Source organism: Streptomyces sp. So13.3 (genome assembly GCF_005860785.2).
Classification (GTDB): Bacteria; Actinomycetota; Actinomycetes; order Streptomycetales; family Streptomycetaceae; genus Actinacidiphila; species Actinacidiphila fildesensis.
Genome location: NZ_CP048835.1, coordinates 8,792,859 through 8,809,995 on the forward strand (window position 1 = coordinate 8,792,859; position 17,137 = coordinate 8,809,995).

At 69.5% G+C, this 17,137-nt stretch carries 14 protein-coding genes; 7 read left to right on the plus strand and 7 right to left on the minus strand.

The features are described 5' to 3' along the window. Nucleotides 1-8: 8 nt before the first annotated feature. The 3 genes from C8250_RS39220 to C8250_RS39230 all read right to left on the minus strand — a co-directional run bounded on the left by C8250_RS39220 (nt 9) and on the right by C8250_RS39230 (nt 4,529). Nucleotides 9-1,886 carry an alkaline phosphatase family protein gene (locus C8250_RS39220; RefSeq protein ID WP_138356664.1) on the minus strand — a complete coding sequence of 626 codons (1,878 nt, stop codon included), beginning with the start codon at nt 1,884-1,886 and terminating at the stop codon, nt 9-11. Nucleotides 1,887-2,070: 184 nt separating this feature from the next. Beyond that, nucleotides 2,071-3,339, minus strand: a complete 1,269-nt coding sequence (gene efeB / locus C8250_RS39225) for an iron uptake transporter deferrochelatase/peroxidase subunit (protein WP_138356663.1) — start codon at nt 3,337-3,339, stop codon at nt 2,071-2,073. Continuing rightward, nucleotides 3,336-4,529: an EfeM/EfeO family lipoprotein gene (locus C8250_RS39230; RefSeq protein ID WP_138356685.1), complete on the minus strand. Its 1,194-nt coding sequence runs from the start codon at nt 4,527-4,529 to the stop codon at nt 3,336-3,338. The genes efeB and C8250_RS39230 overlap by 4 nt, the downstream gene beginning before the upstream one ends. A 290-nt stretch (nt 4,530-4,819) precedes the next feature. On the opposite strand from C8250_RS39230, the gene C8250_RS39235 reads away from it, so the two are divergent. From C8250_RS39235 to C8250_RS39255, 5 genes are all read left to right on the plus strand, one after another. Continuing rightward, complete coding sequence (locus C8250_RS39235) at nt 4,820-5,035, plus strand: hypothetical protein (protein WP_232485944.1); 216 nt, start codon at nt 4,820-4,822, stop codon at nt 5,033-5,035. Between the two features lie 576 nt (nt 5,036-5,611). Continuing rightward, complete coding sequence (locus C8250_RS39240; RefSeq protein ID WP_138356661.1) at nt 5,612-6,034, plus strand: tyrosinase family oxidase copper chaperone; 423 nt, start codon at nt 5,612-5,614, stop codon at nt 6,032-6,034. Nucleotides 6,035-6,132: 98 nt separating this feature from the next. Continuing rightward, a complete protein-coding gene (locus C8250_RS39245; protein WP_138356660.1) occupies nt 6,133-6,951 on the plus strand; it encodes a tyrosinase family protein in 819 nt (272 codons plus the stop codon). 73 nt (nt 6,952-7,024) lie between these two features. Beyond that, nucleotides 7,025-7,816: a maleylpyruvate isomerase family mycothiol-dependent enzyme gene (locus C8250_RS39250; protein ID WP_138356659.1), complete on the plus strand. Its 792-nt coding sequence runs from the start codon at nt 7,025-7,027 to the stop codon at nt 7,814-7,816. A 308-nt stretch (nt 7,817-8,124) separates the two neighbouring features. Beyond that, nucleotides 8,125-8,424 carry a hypothetical protein gene (locus tag C8250_RS39255; RefSeq protein ID WP_138356658.1) on the plus strand — a complete coding sequence of 100 codons (300 nt, stop codon included), beginning with the start codon at nt 8,125-8,127 and terminating at the stop codon, nt 8,422-8,424. Between the two features lie 395 nt (nt 8,425-8,819). Here the strand turns inward: C8250_RS39255 and C8250_RS39260 are convergent, their stop codons facing one another. After that, the gene (locus C8250_RS39260; RefSeq protein ID WP_138356657.1) at nt 8,820-9,599 is read right to left on the minus strand and encodes a VOC family protein; all 780 of its coding nucleotides are present in this window, start codon (nt 9,597-9,599) and stop codon (nt 8,820-8,822) included. Nucleotides 9,600-9,828: 229 nt separating this feature from the next. Beyond that, nucleotides 9,829-11,064, minus strand: a complete 1,236-nt coding sequence (locus tag C8250_RS39265; protein ID WP_244809674.1) for a S8 family peptidase — start codon at nt 11,062-11,064, stop codon at nt 9,829-9,831. Between the two features lie 589 nt (nt 11,065-11,653). Between C8250_RS39265 and C8250_RS39270 the strand changes: the two genes are divergently transcribed. Further along, a complete protein-coding gene (locus tag C8250_RS39270) occupies nt 11,654-12,199 on the plus strand; it encodes a hypothetical protein (protein ID WP_138356655.1) in 546 nt (181 codons plus the stop codon). Between the two features lie 89 nt (nt 12,200-12,288). Here C8250_RS39270 and C8250_RS39275 read toward each other — a convergent pair whose 3' ends face one another. Continuing rightward, on the minus strand, nt 12,289-13,845 hold the full coding sequence (locus tag C8250_RS39275) for a ThuA domain-containing protein (RefSeq protein ID WP_138356654.1): 1,557 nt from the start codon (nt 13,843-13,845) through the stop codon (nt 12,289-12,291). A gap of 709 nt (nt 13,846-14,554) precedes the next feature. On the opposite strand from C8250_RS39275, the gene C8250_RS39280 reads away from it, so the two are divergent. Beyond that, the gene (locus tag C8250_RS39280) at nt 14,555-15,838 is read left to right on the plus strand and encodes a glycoside hydrolase family 16 protein (protein ID WP_138356653.1); all 1,284 of its coding nucleotides are present in this window, start codon (nt 14,555-14,557) and stop codon (nt 15,836-15,838) included. A gap of 63 nt (nt 15,839-15,901) precedes the next feature. On the opposite strand, the gene C8250_RS39285 is transcribed toward C8250_RS39280, so the two are convergent. Beyond that, nucleotides 15,902-16,930 carry an aminoglycoside phosphotransferase family protein gene (locus tag C8250_RS39285; RefSeq protein WP_138356652.1) on the minus strand — a complete coding sequence of 343 codons (1,029 nt, stop codon included), beginning with the start codon at nt 16,928-16,930 and terminating at the stop codon, nt 15,902-15,904. Nucleotides 16,931-17,137 lie beyond the last annotated feature (207 nt).

A 17,137-nucleotide genomic window follows, 5' to 3' on the forward strand; every position in this document is an offset into this window, starting at 1 on the left:
GGGGTTCTCTACCGCGCGGTGTTCGTGCGGGCCTTGCGGCGGTGGATCAGCAGCGCGAGGCCGGCGCCGCCGGCCGCGAGTACTCCGGCGGTGATGCCGAAGGGGAGGACGGCCGAGGAGGAACCGGTGTCGGCGAGCGTCTGCGGAGCCATGTTGCTGGCCGGACCCGTGGACGCTGACGGCGCGGGCACCGGCACCGGGTTCTTGGGGATGTCCTTGACGGACGTCACCGAGCCGTCCGTGTTGAGCAGCACCTGCTTGCCGTTGGGGTGCTGGAAGTCGAAGGCCGACGCGAGCGATCCGGCACGGGTGTCGAAGGAGGCGTCGCCGATGCGGTCGGTGTGCCAGTTGTCCTCGATGAACCGGGTGATCGAGGCCTGCTCGGTGCGGGTGTGGTCAACGGAGTTGACCTTGCTGTAGGGGGAGATGACCAGTAGCGGCTGACGCGTGCCGGGGCCGCAGCGGTCGGCGTAGCCACCGGCCGCGGCGGGGCCGGCCTGGCAGGCGGGGCTGTCGACCGTCTTGCCGTTGGAGCCGATCGCGGTGTTCTTCGAGCCGTTCGCCGGCTTGGCGTAGGCATGGTCGTACCAGCCGTCGGAGTCGTCGTAGGCGACGACAACGGCGGTGTCCTTCCACTGCGGCGACTGCTGCACCTTGTTGATCTGCTCGACGAGGAAGTGCTGCTCATCGATCGGGTCGGAGTAGGCGGCGTGGCCGTCCTGGAATTCCGGCGCCTTGAGGAAGCTGACCGAGGGCAGGTTCCCCGCCTTCAGCGCGCTGTCGAAGTCGGTGAGGTCGTAGGTGTGGTTGGCCGGCCCGTTGTGGCCGATCTCGGCGACGCTCGCGGGCGCCAGGTGGTGCGGGTTCGACGTCGACCTGTAGTACTGGAACGGCGAGTGGTGCGGGCTGTAGTCAACGACCTGGGCGCCGCCCAGGTTGGCGTGGGTGGTGCCGGCGCACTTCGCGTAGTGGCCCTGCTGCCCGTCCCAGGCGGTACTGGGGCGGAATCCGCCCTGGAACCAGCCCCAGCTGACCTTCTGGGCGTTGAGCAGATCACCGATGTTGCGGCCCTGCAGAACCGCGAGGGCGTTCTTGCTGCTGTGGTCGGCGTCCGAGCAGTCGTCGAAGGCCGGGTCCGGGTCGTTGATCAACGTGCCGACGCCCTTGGCGTCGGGCGAGACGACGGCGTACGGGTCGGGCGTCGCCGTCTGCTTCGGGTGCTCGGTGCCGGAGGCCGGGTCGACGGAGATCACTCCGTGGGTCTGCGCGGAGATCAGATTGATGGCCCCGGGGGTCGACGGTCCGTAGGTCGTGCCGTAGGAGTTGTCGCCGAGCGAGTAGTGCTGGGCGTAGTTCCACATCGCGGTGACGGTGTTGCCGTCGTAGTAGTCCATGACCAGGCCGGGCTCGCCGAACAGGTTGCCGGAGCACTTGCCGGAGTCGGTGTTCTGGACGTACTCGTCGGCCTTGCCGCCGTTGGCCGCGTACTGCTCGGGGCCGTAGTTGTGGTTCTGGTCGCAGGTCATGGCCTGCTCCGGGCCGAGGCGCTTGGGCAGGTACTGGTTCGGGTTCTTCTTCAGCAGGCCGGCGGTGCGCAGGGTGTCGATGTTCTTCGGGGTGCGCTTGTCCGCGGTGAACGTCGTACCGTCGGTGTTCGCCGCCACCGGGTAGGTGCCGAAGTAGTGGTCGAACGAGACGTTCTCCTGGAAGATGACCACCAGATGCTTGACCGGGGTGGTCGTCGCGGCGCCGCCGGGGTGGTAGTTGGGGGAGTCCGCCCGGGCGGGGCCCGCCCCGCTGAGGAGGGTGAGTGCCGCGGCACCTGCGCATGCTCCCCAGCGCGCGGCCCGGCGTCCGGGATCCGTCGCTCTTCCTGCGTTGCCCATGTTCTGTCAGCCTCCGCTGTCGACCGGTCGCGATGTAGGTTACGGAACGCGATCCTTCGTTCGGCCCGCGACACCCTGACCGCCTATCAGTGTCGTGCGGATGAACAGCCGGTCAGGAACAACAGGCCAACGCTTGACTTGCCGTTGACCGTTCCGGGCGGGGCGTCACCGAAGTCTTCGACTGCTATGGGCGTATATGCGGGTTCTGGGTGAGCAGGGCCCGTCCCAGCCAGTCGGTGCGGTCCCGGACTCCGGGCAGGACGAAGAAGTAGCCGCCCCCGAACGGCTGGACGTAGTCCACCAACGGCTCGCCCGCGAGGCGCTTCTGCACGGTCTCGAACTGCCGGACCAGGTCCTGCTGGTAGCAGGAGAAGATCAGCCCCATGTCGAGGTTGCCGTTGCTGTCCATGCCCCGGTCGTAGTTGTAGCCGCGGCGCAGGATGCGCTGGCCCTCGGTCTGCGGGGTGCGGGGGTTGGCGAGGCGGATATGACTGTCGAGCGGGATCACATCGCCTTTGGGATCCTGCGTGTACCTGGGCGCGTCGAACTCGGCGTCACCGTCCAGCGGCGCGCCGGTGTCGCGGCTGCGGCCGAACATCCGTTCCTGCTCGGTGATCGAGACCCGGTCCCAGAACTCGACGAGCATCCGGATCAGCCGCACCACCTGGTAGGTGCCGCCGGCGGTCCACCGCGGTTCGGCGCCCGCGCCCACCCAGAGCAGCCGGTCCGCCTCGGTCGCCTTCGCCGTGTCCGGGTTGGCGGTGCCGTCCTTGAACCCGAGGTGGTTGCGGGGCGTGCCGCTCGGGCGGGGCGGGCTGGTGAAGCCGTCCATCCGCCAGCGCACCTGCAGACCGCCGCGGGTGTGGCGGGCGATGTCGCGCAGCGCGTGCAGCACGACGTCCGGGCTGGACGCGGACAGTTGCAGGCTCAGATCGCCGTGGCACCAGGCCGGGTCCAGATCGTCGTCGGGGAACGACGGCATCACGCCCAGCCGCGACGGCTTGAGGTCCGTCAGTCCGAAGCGGCCGTCGAACAGGGAGCTCCCCACCCCGGCCGTGACGGTCAGACCACCTGACGGGACCTGCGGGCCGAGCACGCCGGAGTCGGACGGCGGTGCGGTGATCCCGACCGGGGGCGGGGTCCCGCCGGCGGCCAGGAACCGGGCCCGGTCGGTGAGCGTACGGAGGAGCTCCGTCAGCTCCCGGCGGCCCTCGGCGGTCACGTCGAACGAGACCATCGCCGTGGCGCGCTGCGGCGGCGTGAGGATTCCGCCCTGATGCGCACCGTGAAAGTCACCGGGCGCGGTGGGCGTGTCCGTGGAGTCGGCGGCGGACGTGGCCGCGCTGGGCCCGGCGTCCGACACGGCGGCTCCCGACACCGCGGCTCCGGCCACCGCCGTACCGATACCGGCGGCCGCACCGCGCAGGAATCCGCGTCGTCGCACCTGGCTCATGTCGTTCTCCGTACATCGCACATGGCCGCCACCGGAGCCAGCCGCTCCACCAGTTCACTCATGTCGCTGTTGATCCGCTGCCGGTCCGCGCGGGGCAGCGTGCCCAGCGGAGCCCAGGTCCCGTCGTAGTCGAAGGAGTCGAGGGTGTGCTGGGTGCGGTCCAACCAGGCGTCCAGTCGCGGCAGTTCAGGGAACCGGGTCGCCAGCAGCGGGTGCAGCCGGCCGAGCAGCTCACGTGTCCCGTCGAGATTGGCGCGGGCGGTGGCGAGGTTGCTGCCGCTGCCGTAGTCGGTGCGTCCGGTCAGTTCCCGCTGCACGGTGTTCTCCAGGATCTCGTGCGCGCGCAGCCCCAGATCCCCCGGATCCATCCGCTCCTGCGGCCACCCGTCCCGCAGCGCCCGCACCGCCTCGGCGAGAGCGTCAGCGGGCCCGCGCAGCGACGCCGCGGACTCCCCGTGCCACAGCCCGTACTCGACGCGGTGGAACCCCGCGAAGCCGGGGTCGGCAAGGCCGCCGGGCAGCCCTGCCGTCGTTCCGTTGATCGCGGAGTCCGCGTCCCCGAACGTTCCGTACGCCGCGCCCATCCGCTCGTAGACCAGATGCGCGGGCAGCCACGCGCGCCGGGCCGCCGCCAGGTCGCCGGCGTCGACGGCGTCCTTCAGCGCAGCGGTCCGCTCCGCCAGCTCGACGGTTCCGGCCTGGATCCACTGCTGGTAGGCCAACGTCGGCGGGATGAGATCGTGCGCCGTCACGGGCACGGCGGCCGGTCCCCGCGCGGCCGACCCTCCGCTCACCCGTACCGTGGGACCGGTGACGGCGTCCGCGTCGTCGGGCAAGCACTTGAACGCGTACGTACCGTTCCCCAGCAGCACGCGCATCGGCCGGGTCGTGCCGGGCGCCAACCCCTCCACCTCGCCGTAGACCGCGCCGGTGGCCGGATCCAGGAGGTCGACCTCGGCGGCCCCGCTGGAGGTGTTGCGGAGATCGAACACCTGCGTCCCCGGCTGGGGGCGTACCCAGCCCTGTCCGCAGCTGCTCCGCGACACCTCCACGGAGGTGTGCGGCAGACCATCGTCCGCGTGCGGCGGCGCGGGGTCGTCCGCCGTCTGCGGGCCGTCCGGCGACCCCGCCCACAGGGCGACCCCCGCGATCAGTGCCACGGAGGCGACCACGCCTCCCGCCAGCCACACCTGCCGGCGGCGTCGGTGCCACGGCGGCCGGCCAGGATCTCCGACCTGCCCCGCAGGATCGTCGGTGTCCTGGCCGGGGTCGGAGACGGGGCCGGGGCCGGGCACAGCGGGCCTCCAAGGATGTCGGCGGTGGGAAGGCGGCGTCGTTGCATGGTAGGGCGAAGCGCGGGAGTCGAAGGACGGGTTTACGCTGGTAGTGAGGTCCGCTCCGGAGGTGCGCTGTGCCCCGACGACATCATTTCCACCTGGATCATCTCGGCCATTCGATCACCGTCAATATCCGCTCCGGCGTGAGCCGTGACGTCGAGGTGTTGGTCGACGGCAAGGAAGTCGCCCACCAGCGTGTCCGCGCCGGGTCGAGTGTGCTGACGGCCGAACTGCCGGAAGACCCCGCCCAGCCGTTCCAGATCCGCATCCACCAGCCACGCTTCGGCTCCAGCGTGCCCCAGTGCGTCCTGAGCCTGGACGACGTGGACCGGACGATGCCGCCCCGCCTCGTGGCGTGAGCCTCCGTTACTTCACCCTGTGCAGGCCGGCAACGACGGGACGGCGCGCTGCACTCCGTGGTTCTGATCCACGAGGGTGATCCGTCGCAGGTGTCATGGTTGAAGTCCGGTCAACGGCCGGGTCCCGGGGCGTGATGGTGCGCCCTCAGGGCCCGGCCGCGCTGTTTGATCCAGCCCGTGATCCACCTCGTGATCCACCTCCGCGTCCGCCGCCGCGGCGCTCCTGGCGGCCGGTCCGCTGCTCACCGTCGAACACTTTTGCGTCGTGATCTTTTGGTGGGGGACATCACCATAATTCCCGTACAACCCGAGGATTTGTCGCTCCTTCGGCTTCATTCAGGAGATTTTCGCGTCTGAACCCGTATAGCGCCGGACGTTCTGCAAGATCCACTCCGTTCAACTTTCCACATCTTGCGAGGGAATGTCCGGTAAGGAGCCAACGGGTAAGACACTCCTTTCCACTCGCGGCCGCCGCCTGCGAACATCCCGGTCGGGAGATCACGAAATGTGACTACCCGTTGGGATTCCTGCCTTCTGGGGTCGATGTACCCGAAGGCGACAAGATGGGGGCCGTACATGTCTGAACTCACCCGCCGCAGCGTGCTGCGCGGCGCCGTCACGGGCGTTGCCGCCGCCGCGTTCACCGGGGTCGCGCTGGGCCTGCCGGTGGCGCTGGCCGCCCGGGGCACCGGGAACGACACCGGGAACGACATCGACAACACCGCGGGGTCCGTCCCGCACACCGGACCTGAGGCGTTCGACGAGACCTACCGGGGCCGGCGCATACACGGCGCGCCGCGGGCCGCCGGCGGACACCACCACGGGGGGCCGGGCTACGCGGTGTTCGTGGACGGCAAGGAACTGCATGTGATGCAGAACGCCGACTCCTCCTGGATCAGCGTCGTGAACCACTACGAGACGTTCGCCACGCCGCGTGCTGCGGCCCGGGCCGCGGTGCTCGAACTGCAGGGCGCCGCGCTCGTCCCGGTCGCTGTCTGACCCGATCGTCGCCCGACCCGAACCGCCGCACCTTAATCCGACCCGTCGCGACGCGACCCGTCGGAACCCGAACCACCCGCAAAGGACGAAGACTCTTCATGGCAGTCCGTCAGAACCAAGCGAACCTCACCGCCGCACAGAAGCGTGCCTTCACCGACGCCGTACTGGAACTCAAGCGCAGTGGCCGGTACGACGATTTCGTCACCACGCACAACGCGTTCATCATGTCCGACGTCGACAACGGGGAGCGGGTCGGCCACCGATCGCCGTCCTTCCTGCCCTGGCACCGCAGATTCCTTCTCGAGTTCGAGCAGGCGCTGCAGTCCGTCGACTCCTCGGTCATGCTGCCGTACTGGGACTGGACCCGGGACCGTACGGCGTCCGCCTCCCTGTGGGGCGCGGACTTCCTCGGCGGCGACGGGCGCGCCAGCGACGCGCAGGTGACCACCGGCCCGTTCGCCTTCAACTCCGGACGGTGGGCGGTGAACGTCCGCGTCGACTCCCGCAACTATCTGCGCCGCCAGCTCGGCGGCGGAGGCCGCCCCCTGCCGACCCGGGCCGAGGTCGATTCCGTCCTCGCCATGCCCGTGTACGACATGGCGCCGTGGAACAGCCAGTCGAACGGCTTCCGCAACCACCTGGAGGGCTGGCGCGGAGTCAATCTGCACAACCGGGTCCATGTGTGGGTCGGCGGCCAGATGGGCACCGGCGTGTCGCCCAACGACCCGGTGTTCTGGCTGCACCACTGCTTCATAGACAAGCTGTGGGCGGACTGGCAGCGACTGCACCCGACCTCGCCGTACCTGCCGGCCGCGGGGACGCCGGACGTCGTCGACCTGCGCGACACCATGAAGCCGTGGAACGACATCACCCCGGCCGACCTGCTCGACCACACCTCCCGCTACACGTACGCGTGACCTGACCCGCCCGGCGGCGGAGGCGCGGACCAGGAGCGGTGGCGCTGTCGGAGGTGCGGTCTATCGTGACGTCATGAGCGCTTTGAGCCATGACCGCCATTGCTCCGAGATCGTCGCGCAGACCGGCTTGTTGTACGCCTCCATCGAGGGTGCGGACCTCACGGTCCCGGTGCCCTCCTGCCCCGGGTGGAACGCCGGCCAGCTGCTGCGGCACCTCGGCGGCGGCCAGCGCTGGGCCGAGGAAGTGGTCCGGAAGCGGGTCCTGGAGCCGATCCCGGACGATCACTTCCGTGATCTGTCCGCGTACACCCACGAGGATCCCGCGGTGCTCGGACCGTGGCTCGTCGAGGGCGCCGCGCAGCTGGCGGAAACGCTGCGCGGCGCCGGGCCGGACACGAAGGTGTGGACCCCGGTCACCGGGGGCACCACCGCGTTCTACGCGCGCCGGTTCCTGCACGAGACGCTCATCCACCGGGCCGACGCGACCCTGGCGATCGGCAAGAAGTTCACCGCCGAGCAGGAGGTCGCCCTCGACGGCATCGACGAGTGGATGGAGCTCGGCGCTCTGCCGATGCACTTCGAGGTCCACCCCTGGATGCGCGAACTCCTCGGCCCCGGCCGCACCCTGCACTTCCACGCCACGGACACCCCGCCGCAGGCGGCGGCGGAGTGGCTGATCGATCTCACCGGCGACGCCATCGTCTGGCGCCGGGCCCATGAGAAAGCCGCAGTCGCCGTACGCGGCCCGCTGTCCGACCTCCTGCTGATCATCTACAAACGCCTCCCGGCCCGGACCGAAGGCATCGAGATCATCGGCGACGTGGAACTGCTCGACTTCTGGCTGGAACGCATCGGCTTCGGGTGACGCGCCCTCCCGGATTTCGACGCGGTATCGGCCCGTCGACCGCGACCCGGCCGAGCCCGTCCCGGCGCTGTCCGGCGGGTTCTCGCCGAAGGGCGTAGGTTCCGGCAACTTCCTCCCCCCGCTGGATCTCCAGGCCGACCCGGCGCTCGCCGGGGAACTGCGCACCCTGGTCGCCCGTGCCACGCCGGCCCGTCCGCCGACGTGGCTGACGGATCCGGTGGTGGCGTGCCGCGTGGGCCAAGCATCCCTCCCGGCCGGCGCGGACGGCGGCCCTGGCCCAACCTCGTGTCCCGCTGCGCCCCGGAGTCGTGGAAGCCCTGGCGGGCGGGTTGGCCGTGCAGGTGGCGTGGGGTCATGTGGCACTGGCCACCACCGAGTCGGGCCTGTCCCATGCGGGCAACAGCTGGTCCACCGCACTGCAGGTCGGGTGGAGTGCGGCGGTGGCGGCGCTCCTGGCGGTCTCGGGCCGGCGGTACGCCGAGTTCCGGCGAGCCGGCGGGAACGTCCGCGGCCTGCCGGCACTTGTCGGGCTCGCTCTCGGCCTGGGACTGTGGCGGGCCGGTTCCTGGATCTCGACACCGGCGTCAGCAGCCGGTCACTGCCGTTGACCTGGATCGGAGCGATCGACGCGCTGTTGCTGCTCGGCTTCTCGGTGGGGCTCGCCACCTGGGTGGCCTACCTGGCCGGCGCCGGGCTCGGGATCCCGGTCGGAGCAGGTCGCAGTCAGGTCCCGGAGGGCCCGAACGGCAGGCCGGGCGGTGCCCTTTGTCGTCGCGGTCGCGTGTGTCGCTCATGGCGGCCACGCCGGCGGCTTCGCGGGACGTGCTCAAGGTCGGCGAGGTGTCCCGGACCACGCCCGTGGGACGGGGCGGCGGAACTGCACATCTGGGTCGTCGGAGGCGGGGACCGGCGGAAGCAGCTGCTGACGATGATGATCGATTCGCTGACCCACTGATGCGGCTGCGGCCCGGGGTCCCCGGTCCGCACCACCCTCCCGATGGGGTCAGGCAGTTCGGGGGCGGGGCTTGAGGACGGCGAAGGGCGCGCCGAACGGGTCGGCGAGCCAGGCGATCCGGCCGACGTCCGGTACGTCCTCGGCGGGTGCGAGGACGGTGCCGCCGTTCTCCTGCACCCGGGTGACGATGTCGTCCGCGTCAGCCGCGTCGAAGTACGGAATCCAGCGCGGCTCCATGCTCCCCTGGGCGGCGACCATTCCGCCGAACGAAGCGTCCTCCTGCTCGCCCTCGGCGGTGGAGAGCACGGTGTAGGTCATTCCGGGCATCTTCATCTCGCTCGACCGCCAGCCGAAGAGCGAACGGTAGAAGGACAGCGCGGCCGACGGGTCAGGAACGTGCAGCTCGACCCAGAGCAGCGTGTTGTGTTCCGACGTCTTCTCCAGGCCTTTGACCGCCCCCGGCTGCCAGACGGCGAACTCGGCGCCGCCCGGGTCGGTGAGGCAGGACATCCGTCCCGCGTCCATGACGTCGAAGGGCTCGACCCGCACGGTCCCACCGGCCTGCTCGACCGCCTTGGCGGTGGCGTCCGCGTCCGGGGTCCGGAAGTACACCGTCCAGGCCGGGGCGGCGCCCTCCTCGGTGAGCTGCCCCAGGGCCGCGACCGTCTTGCCGTCCTTCTGGAACAAGCCGTAGCCGCCCGCGTCGGGGCCGGCGGACTCGAAGGTCCAGCCGAAGACCGCCGCGTAGAAGCCGGCCGTCGCCGTGGTGTCGGGGCTGGCGAGGTCGAGCCAGTTGGGTGCGCCGGTGGTGAAGTCGGTCGTGAGCATCGTGACGATCCTGCCTCTCGCGAATGCGGTCGGAGCATGAGCGCGGGGAGATCCACCCCGAGGTGAACGATCCCTAGCGGATCGTAGCGAAACGCCCACCGGAGGACATCGCGAATGGCGGAGCGGCGGCCTCGAAAACGGGGGCCGGCGGCTCCTGTGGGCCTGGAGCCGCCGGCCCGCCGGCCGCGCGGTGCGGGGTCCGCGGTGCGGGGTCCGGGTCCTGGGCGGGTCAGATGCCGTCGGTGAACAGCAGCTTGTTGGGGGAGGTCTTGCTGACCGAGCTCAGGACGCCCTTGGTGGCGGTGTCCGCCAACCAGGCCGTGATGTCCTGCGGAGTCGCGGCCGGATGGGTGGTCTTGTACAGCAGCGCGGTCCCGGCGACATGCGGAGAGGCCATGGAGGTGCCGTCCAGAGCGACGCTGCCGCCGCCGAGCTTGGCCGACACGATGGCCTGTCCGGGGGCGTAGAGCGACACGCACTTGCCGTAGTTGGAGAAGTCGGTCTCCTGGTCCTGCCGGTTGCTCGCGCCGACGGCCACGACGCTCCCCGCCGACGCCGGGGAGGTGGTGCAGGCGTCGGTCGCTTCGTTGCCCGCCGCGACGACGGGCAGGACGCCCAGGTCGAGGAGGGAGCTGACGGCGCTGTTGACCATGGAGGACACCGGGCCGCCGAGTGAGGCGTTGAGGACCGCCGGCTTGCCGGGGTTCATCGCCGCGTTCGCTCCCGCCCATTCGAGTCCGGCGATGACTTTCAGACTGCTGCTCTTGCCGGCACAGTCGAGGACCCGGACGCTGATCAGCGTCGCCTGGCGTGCGACGCCGTACGTCTTGCCGCCGATGGTGCCCGCGACGTGGGTGCCGTGGCCCTCGCAGTCCGCTCCGTTGCGTCCCTGGGACGGGAACGCGTCGAAGCCGGGAACGGCGCGGCCCTCGAACTCACTGTGGTTGTAATCGATGCCGGAGTCGAGGACATAGGCGTTGGCGCCGGCACCCGTGGCGGTCACGGTGAAGGTGTTGTCCAGCGGCAGGTTCGGCTGGTCGATCCGGTCCAGGCCCCAGGACACCGAAGGCGCCACCGCGCCGGCGGCCGCGGTCGTCTTCGCCGGGGTGCCGGGCTCCGGCGCGCGGAACTCGGCGTCCTGCTCCACGGCCAGGACGTTCGGGTTCGCCCTGACCTTGGCCAGCTGAGCGGCCGACATCTTGGCGCCGAAGCCCCGGAGCACCCTGCTGAACCTGAACAGGGAGGACACCCCGGACTTGGTCACCGCATCGGCGACGTTGGCCTTCGGCTTGAGCTGGACGATGTACTGGTCGGCGATGGGGGACGACGCCGGGACGCGGAGCGGCGCGAGAACGGGTGCGCCCGCCCCGGCGGGGCCGGGCTTCGCGGCGGCGGACAGCGGACCTGCGGTCACCAGGGCAGCGGTGACGGCGGTCGCGATAGCGAGCTTGCTTCTGGTTTTCACTGGCGCAGGCAATCATGCGCGAACATTCATATTCCAGGTCATATGCCGCGAGTCGCGTAATTTCTGCGCGAGGGGCACGGGCCCGCTCCTCGAACCGTCAATGGAACGCAAACCGAATCGGGCCGAATGAGTTCGCCGGTAGCGGGTGCCTTGGGGAAGTCTGCGAGAAGTGCTGTGGAGGATAAGGGTTTCTCCTAATCTGTCCAGTGGGTGTTCGAGCCGTAGTGGCCAGGAAATGGATCTCGCGCTCCGCGGCGTGATCTTGGGGAATGTCCGGACCTGACTACGGCGCGAGTCCGTCCAAAACTCTGGGGGGAACCAGATCATGTCCAATCAGTCCGGCACCACACGGCCGAGCGCTCCGGAGCCGAGCGATCCGACCCCGAGCGATCCGACCCCGAGCGATCCGACCCCGGGCAATCCGGCCCCGGGCAATCCGACGCCCGGTATTCCGCGACCGGGCAATCCGCCGCGACCGGTAAATCCACCGTAGGGTGCCCCGCCGAACGCGGCCGCCGGCCGGAGCGACCTCAACACGACGCTGACGAACATCAGAGAACTGCTGACCAACGTCGTCGGCATCGTCACCGTGCTGGCCTCCGCGCTGGCGACCTTCGGAGTCGGCGCCGTCGTCGGCCACAATGTCGCCTCGCCCGAGCCTGGCCCGACCATCACCGTCACGGCGCCGCCGGCCAAGGTGGCGACCCCGCCGACCACTCCCGGACCCGATCCGACCACTTCGTCGCCGGAGTCGCCGCCCGCCTCGACCAACGGAACGGTTCTCGGCAGCTACAGCGTCAATCTCGGTTTTGGCCACTCCATACCCCTTGGCCCCACGAAGCCCACGCAGTCCCAGTTCAGCACGACGGGATTAGGGGATCTGGGCACGGCCGCGCCCGCGGACCATCTGGTGTTCGTGCCCATCAACGGGGACAAGATGCTGAGTCTTCCAGCCGGCAGCACACCCAATTACGAGGCCTGTGCGAGTAACACCGTGTTCGCCAATCAGGCCGACAGTGCTCCGGGAACATCGTTCTGTCTGATCGAGAACGGCAGAATGGCCGGCGTCACGATCTCGTCGGCCCAGCCGGCCTATGTCGTACTGAACGTCACGGTGTGGGCGAACACCGCCTGATCGACGAGCGACCCGGGTGAAATCCGCCGGGTCGTGAATTCCGCGACCGAACGGTGTTCCCCCGGTTCACCCGGGGGAACACCGGTCCTTCAGGTGGGGAGATGCCACTGCTGGTTGGCGGCGGCGCTGTTGCAGGTCCAGATCTGCAGCCGGGTGCCGTTGGCGGAACTCGGTCCCGAGGCGTCGAGGCAGCGACCGGAACCGGCGTTGACCAGGGTGTTGTTGGTGCTCGGCGTCCACTTCTGAGCGGTGGTCCCGTTGCAGTCGTACAACTGGACCTTGGTGCCGTTCGCGGTACCGGCGGCAGTGACGTCCATGCACTTGCTCAGCGCCTTCACGCTGCCGTCCGCGCCCACCGCCCAGCTCTGCGCGCCGGTTCCGTTGCAGTCGTAGAGCTGCACCGCGGCACCGTTCGTGGAACTCGCACCCGCCACATCCACGCACTTACCGCCGTAGCCCGTGATCGCACCCGAGCCGCCGCCGGTGCCCGTCACCGTCAAGCTGTAGGTGGCTGTCTGGGCACCCGACGAGCCGGTGCCGGTGACGGTGATGGGGTACGTGCCAGGTGCGACCGCCGAGGTCGTGGCCACGGTCAGCGTCGAGCCGCCTCCCGAGGTCACCGACGCCGGGCTGAACGACACGGTCGCTCCCGACGGGGCACCGCTCGCGGTCAGCGCCACGCTCTGCGCCGTACCGCCGGACGTGACGGCCGTCGTGACCGTGGCGGTGGCCGACGCGCCGGGTGCCACCGTGCCCGAGGCGGGCGTCACGCCGAGCGTGAAGCCGGCACCCGGATTGGACGCACCGCCGCCACCGAGCCACTTGATGCCGTTGAGGAGGAACTGGTTCTGCTGGGCGCTCGCGAAGGTCGACGACAGCGCGGTGTTGGTGTCGTAGTTCATCGCGTTGTGACCGAAGTTCGCGTACAGCATCTTGTACTGGCGGTTGGTCCAGATGATCGGGTAGTAGCCGCTGTTCCAGGTCTGGGCGGGGTCCGTCCCGACCGGGAAGGTGGACGGGTCGAGGGAGGCCAGGATGTCGATGTTCGGGTTCTGGCGCAGATCGTTGTTCCAGCTGTACCACTCGCTGACCGACGAGGCGATGGTGGCCGGCAGCCCTGCCATCGACGGGTGTGCGTGGTCCTCGACCTTCAGCGTCTCGGCCGTCGGGCCCCAAGTGTTGCTCTTGAAGGTGCCGGTGCCCAGGAAGGTGTTGTGGTACCAGGACCAGCTGTTGGAAGTGGAGTCGTTGTAGGCCGAGACGTGGAAGCCCATCCAGCCGCCGCCGTTGTCCATGTACGTCTTGAACGCACTCTGCTGGGCTGCGGTCTGCGGGTGGTTGTCCAGGAACAGGACCACTTGGTACTTGGTCAGGTTCGCGGTGTTGAGCTGGCTCCAGTCACTGGTCGCGGTGTACGTGAAGCCGTTCTCCGCGGCGTGCTGCGGGAACCACTGGTTGGCCTCGTGGACGAAGCTGATGTGCGCCGCGTCGTAGGTGCCGTCGTAGAACGCCAGCACCTTGAAGGTGGGGGCCGCGTGCGCGGTGCCCGAGTCCGGGACGGCGGTGAGGCCGAGCAGGAGCATGCAGAGCGCGAGCAGCCGTATCAGTACGCGTTGCACGGGGAGTGCCGTGCGGGTTCGCAACATGGGACGGGGTTCCTCCTGGGCACGGCGGAGTGACAGTGGGGGGATCGTGCGGAGAGACCGAGGTGCGGGCGTCGGCAGCGAACAGGTCGGACGGCCTACCGACGTTCTCCTGACGGAGCATCAGTAGAAGACTTCACTTTGTTCACGACTTAATCCAGGTGGTGATTTAACCGAGGGGACACGACCCCGTCAAGACCTCGCACAGGCCCCGCAGTTGCCGCTCGCCGGCGATTGCCGGCGGCTCACGCAACCCATGGGGGCGCTGTACTGCACTGATGGCCCCGGAAAGGCGGGAAGGGGACGCCGTGGTCTTGACAGCGTCGTGGTCTAGTCCAAGCATGGTCGTGGTCGTACAGCGTTTCAGGACACTGTCCCGACCCGCTCGGGCCGCACCTCGACCGGCCGTACATCAACCGTGGGACTCTGCCTGGGGCTTGTCGTGTACCGACTGTTCCGACGCTGCGGGGCGCCGGAAGCGGTACCTTGCCTCAGCTGACCCCTCGTACCCGCGTGCCCGCACGGGCCGGTATGTGTAGCCCAGGTGTCGCCATGTCCCGTCCGTCATGCCCTGTCATGTTCTGTCGTACGACGAGGACGTGAGTGCTTACCCCCCGTCGTCTCTGTGCCCGGAACCCGCAGCCCCCCATCCGTGAAGCGAGGAGCACGACTGCCTTCCGGCTTTCCACCGTCCCCCACTGAGGAGCCCGTCATGTCGGCGTCACCCCCCACCCGACGCATCAGCCCCCGCCCCCTCGCACTGTTCGCCGCCGCCGTGCTCCTGCTCTGCGGCTGGCTCCAGCAGGCGCTGTCCCCCCAAGCCTCCGGAGCCGAGAACACGTCTCCCGCGGCGGCCGCCGCCACGTTCACCGATGACTTCAACGGTGCCGCGGGAAGCGCGGTCGACAGCTCCAAATGGGGCTACGAGACCGGCGACAACGTCAACAACCACGAGCGGGAGTACTACACGAGCGGTAACCACAACGCTGCCCTCGACGGCCAGGGCAATCTCGTCATCACCGCCCGCAAGGAGAACCCGGCCAACTACCAGTGCTGGTACGGCACCTGTCAGTACACCTCCGCCCGGCTCTCCACGCCCACCAAGTTCACCCAGGCGTACGGCCACTTCGAGACCCGCATGAAACTCCCGCGCGGCCAGGGCATGTGGCCCGCGTTCTGGATGCTCGGCAACGACATCGGCACGGCCGGCTGGCCCGGCAGTGGTGAGATCGACATCATGGAGAACGTCGGCTTCGAGCCCGGCTCCGTACACGGCACCATCCACGGCCCCGGCTACTCCGGAGCCGGCGGCATCGGTGCCGGTTTCACGCTCCCCGGCGGCCAGAGCTTCTCCGACGCCTTCCACACCTTCGCCGTCGACTGGGCGCCGAACTCCATCAAGTGGTCCGTCGACGGCAATGTCTACGAGACGCGCACCCCCGCCGACCTCAACGGCAACCGCTGGGTGTTCGACCACCCCTTCTACCTGCTCCTCAACCTCGCGGTGGGCGGTGACTGGCCCGGCGACCCCAACTCCGGCACCACGTTTCCGCAGCAGCTCGTCGTGGACTACGTGCACGTCACCACCAGCGACACCTCGGGCGGCGGCACCGGCCACCCGCTCACCGGAATCGGCAACAAGTGTGTCGACGTAGCGGCGTCGAACAGCGCCAACGGCACGCCCATACAGCTCTACGACTGCAACGGAACGGGCGCGCAGGCCTGGACCTCCTCGTCCGACGGCACCCTGCGAGCGCTCGGCAAGTGCATGGACGTCACCGCCGCGGGCACCGCTGACGGCACCAAGATCCAGCTCTACGACTGCAACGGCACCGCAGCGCAGAAGTGGACCGCGGGCGCCGGAAGCACTCTCGTCAACACGGGATCGGGCCGCTGCCTGGACGCCACCGGCGCCAGTTCCGCCAACGGCACCCGGCTCCAGATCTGGGCCTGCAACAGCTCCGCCGCCAACCAGCAGTGGCACCTCGCCACCTGACCGACACGTCGGAACGTCAGGTGCCCGGCCGGCCCTTGAGCCGGCCGGGCACATCTCGGAGCGCTACGGTCGTTCGCTCGGGACCGGCTGAATCGCGGACCACCGGGCGAGCATCCGCTGACGCATGTCCGTGCTGAGGCTGCTCACGCCCTGGAGCGAGGCATGGCCGGCGGCCATCCTGCCGACGACTCCGAGTCGGTGGACGAGCCGCTGCCGAGCGGTTGCCGTACCCCACTTCCAGTCCCGCCTCGGGACACGTGCCAGGTGGTCGGTGCCGTCGCGGTGTGCACGCTGGACCAGCGCGTCGCCGCGGATCAGCCAGCCGGCGCACGCGTCGGTGAGGTCGCCCTGGATCTCCGATCCGGTCGCCGCGCGCCACGCGGTTCGGTAGGCGTTCTCGGCCCGCTCCAGCAGCGGTTCGTTCGCCGAGGTGACGCACCAGCAGGTGGGAAATCCGATGCGCAGATAGGCGAGCTCCATGACGCCGCTGCCCAGCGAGGCCTGCTCGAAGTCGATGAACCTGACTCCCGCCGTGGTGTGCAGGTCGTTGCCAGGGCACGGATCCCCGTGCAGAAGCGCATGCCCGGGTGCTCGGTCGAGCCGGTCGATGAGGGCTTCGAGTTCTTCGGACACTCCGGGCGGCACGGGAGCCTCCAGCACCGCGGCCAACCGGAGGAACGCGTCGACGTCGTCCTGACCCGGACCCTGCCAGCGGGGGAGCACGCCGACATCCTGCGGACCGGTGGTGGTGTGCAGCTGGGCCAGCGCGGCGGCGTAGTCGACGATCCAGTCGCCGGCGGGTTGTTGGTGCTCCCAGTGCTCCAGCACCACCACACGCTCGCCGGGATCGGTGGCCAGCAGCGCGGGCACCACGGGTGATGCGGCCCGGCCGGCCAGCCGCAGAGCGGTCACCTCACGTGTGTACCGCTCGGCGGCGTCGGGGCCCTCCACGAACTGCTTCACCACGGCCGACGCTCCAGGCAGCTCAACGCGCCACACACGTGAGCGGGGGCTGCTGCCCAGTCTGCGTGAGCGACCGGGCGATCCCAGTTCACTCCTCAACTCGTCCCCGAACGGCAGCCGCGATCCCATGGGCCCATCCTTCCATGCGGCTCCGCGCCGGCCGGCTGCCCCTGGACCCTGGCGCTCCACCCTGCTGCGAGCGGGCTGGGCCGTCATGGTGAGGGGCGGACAGGCCCGACTGTTGATCATCGCACTGATGTTCCGAGCATGCGCGTCCAACGAGATCGTGATCTGTGACGGGAGTGATCTTGAGCGAGTGGATGGCCCATTGCGGGC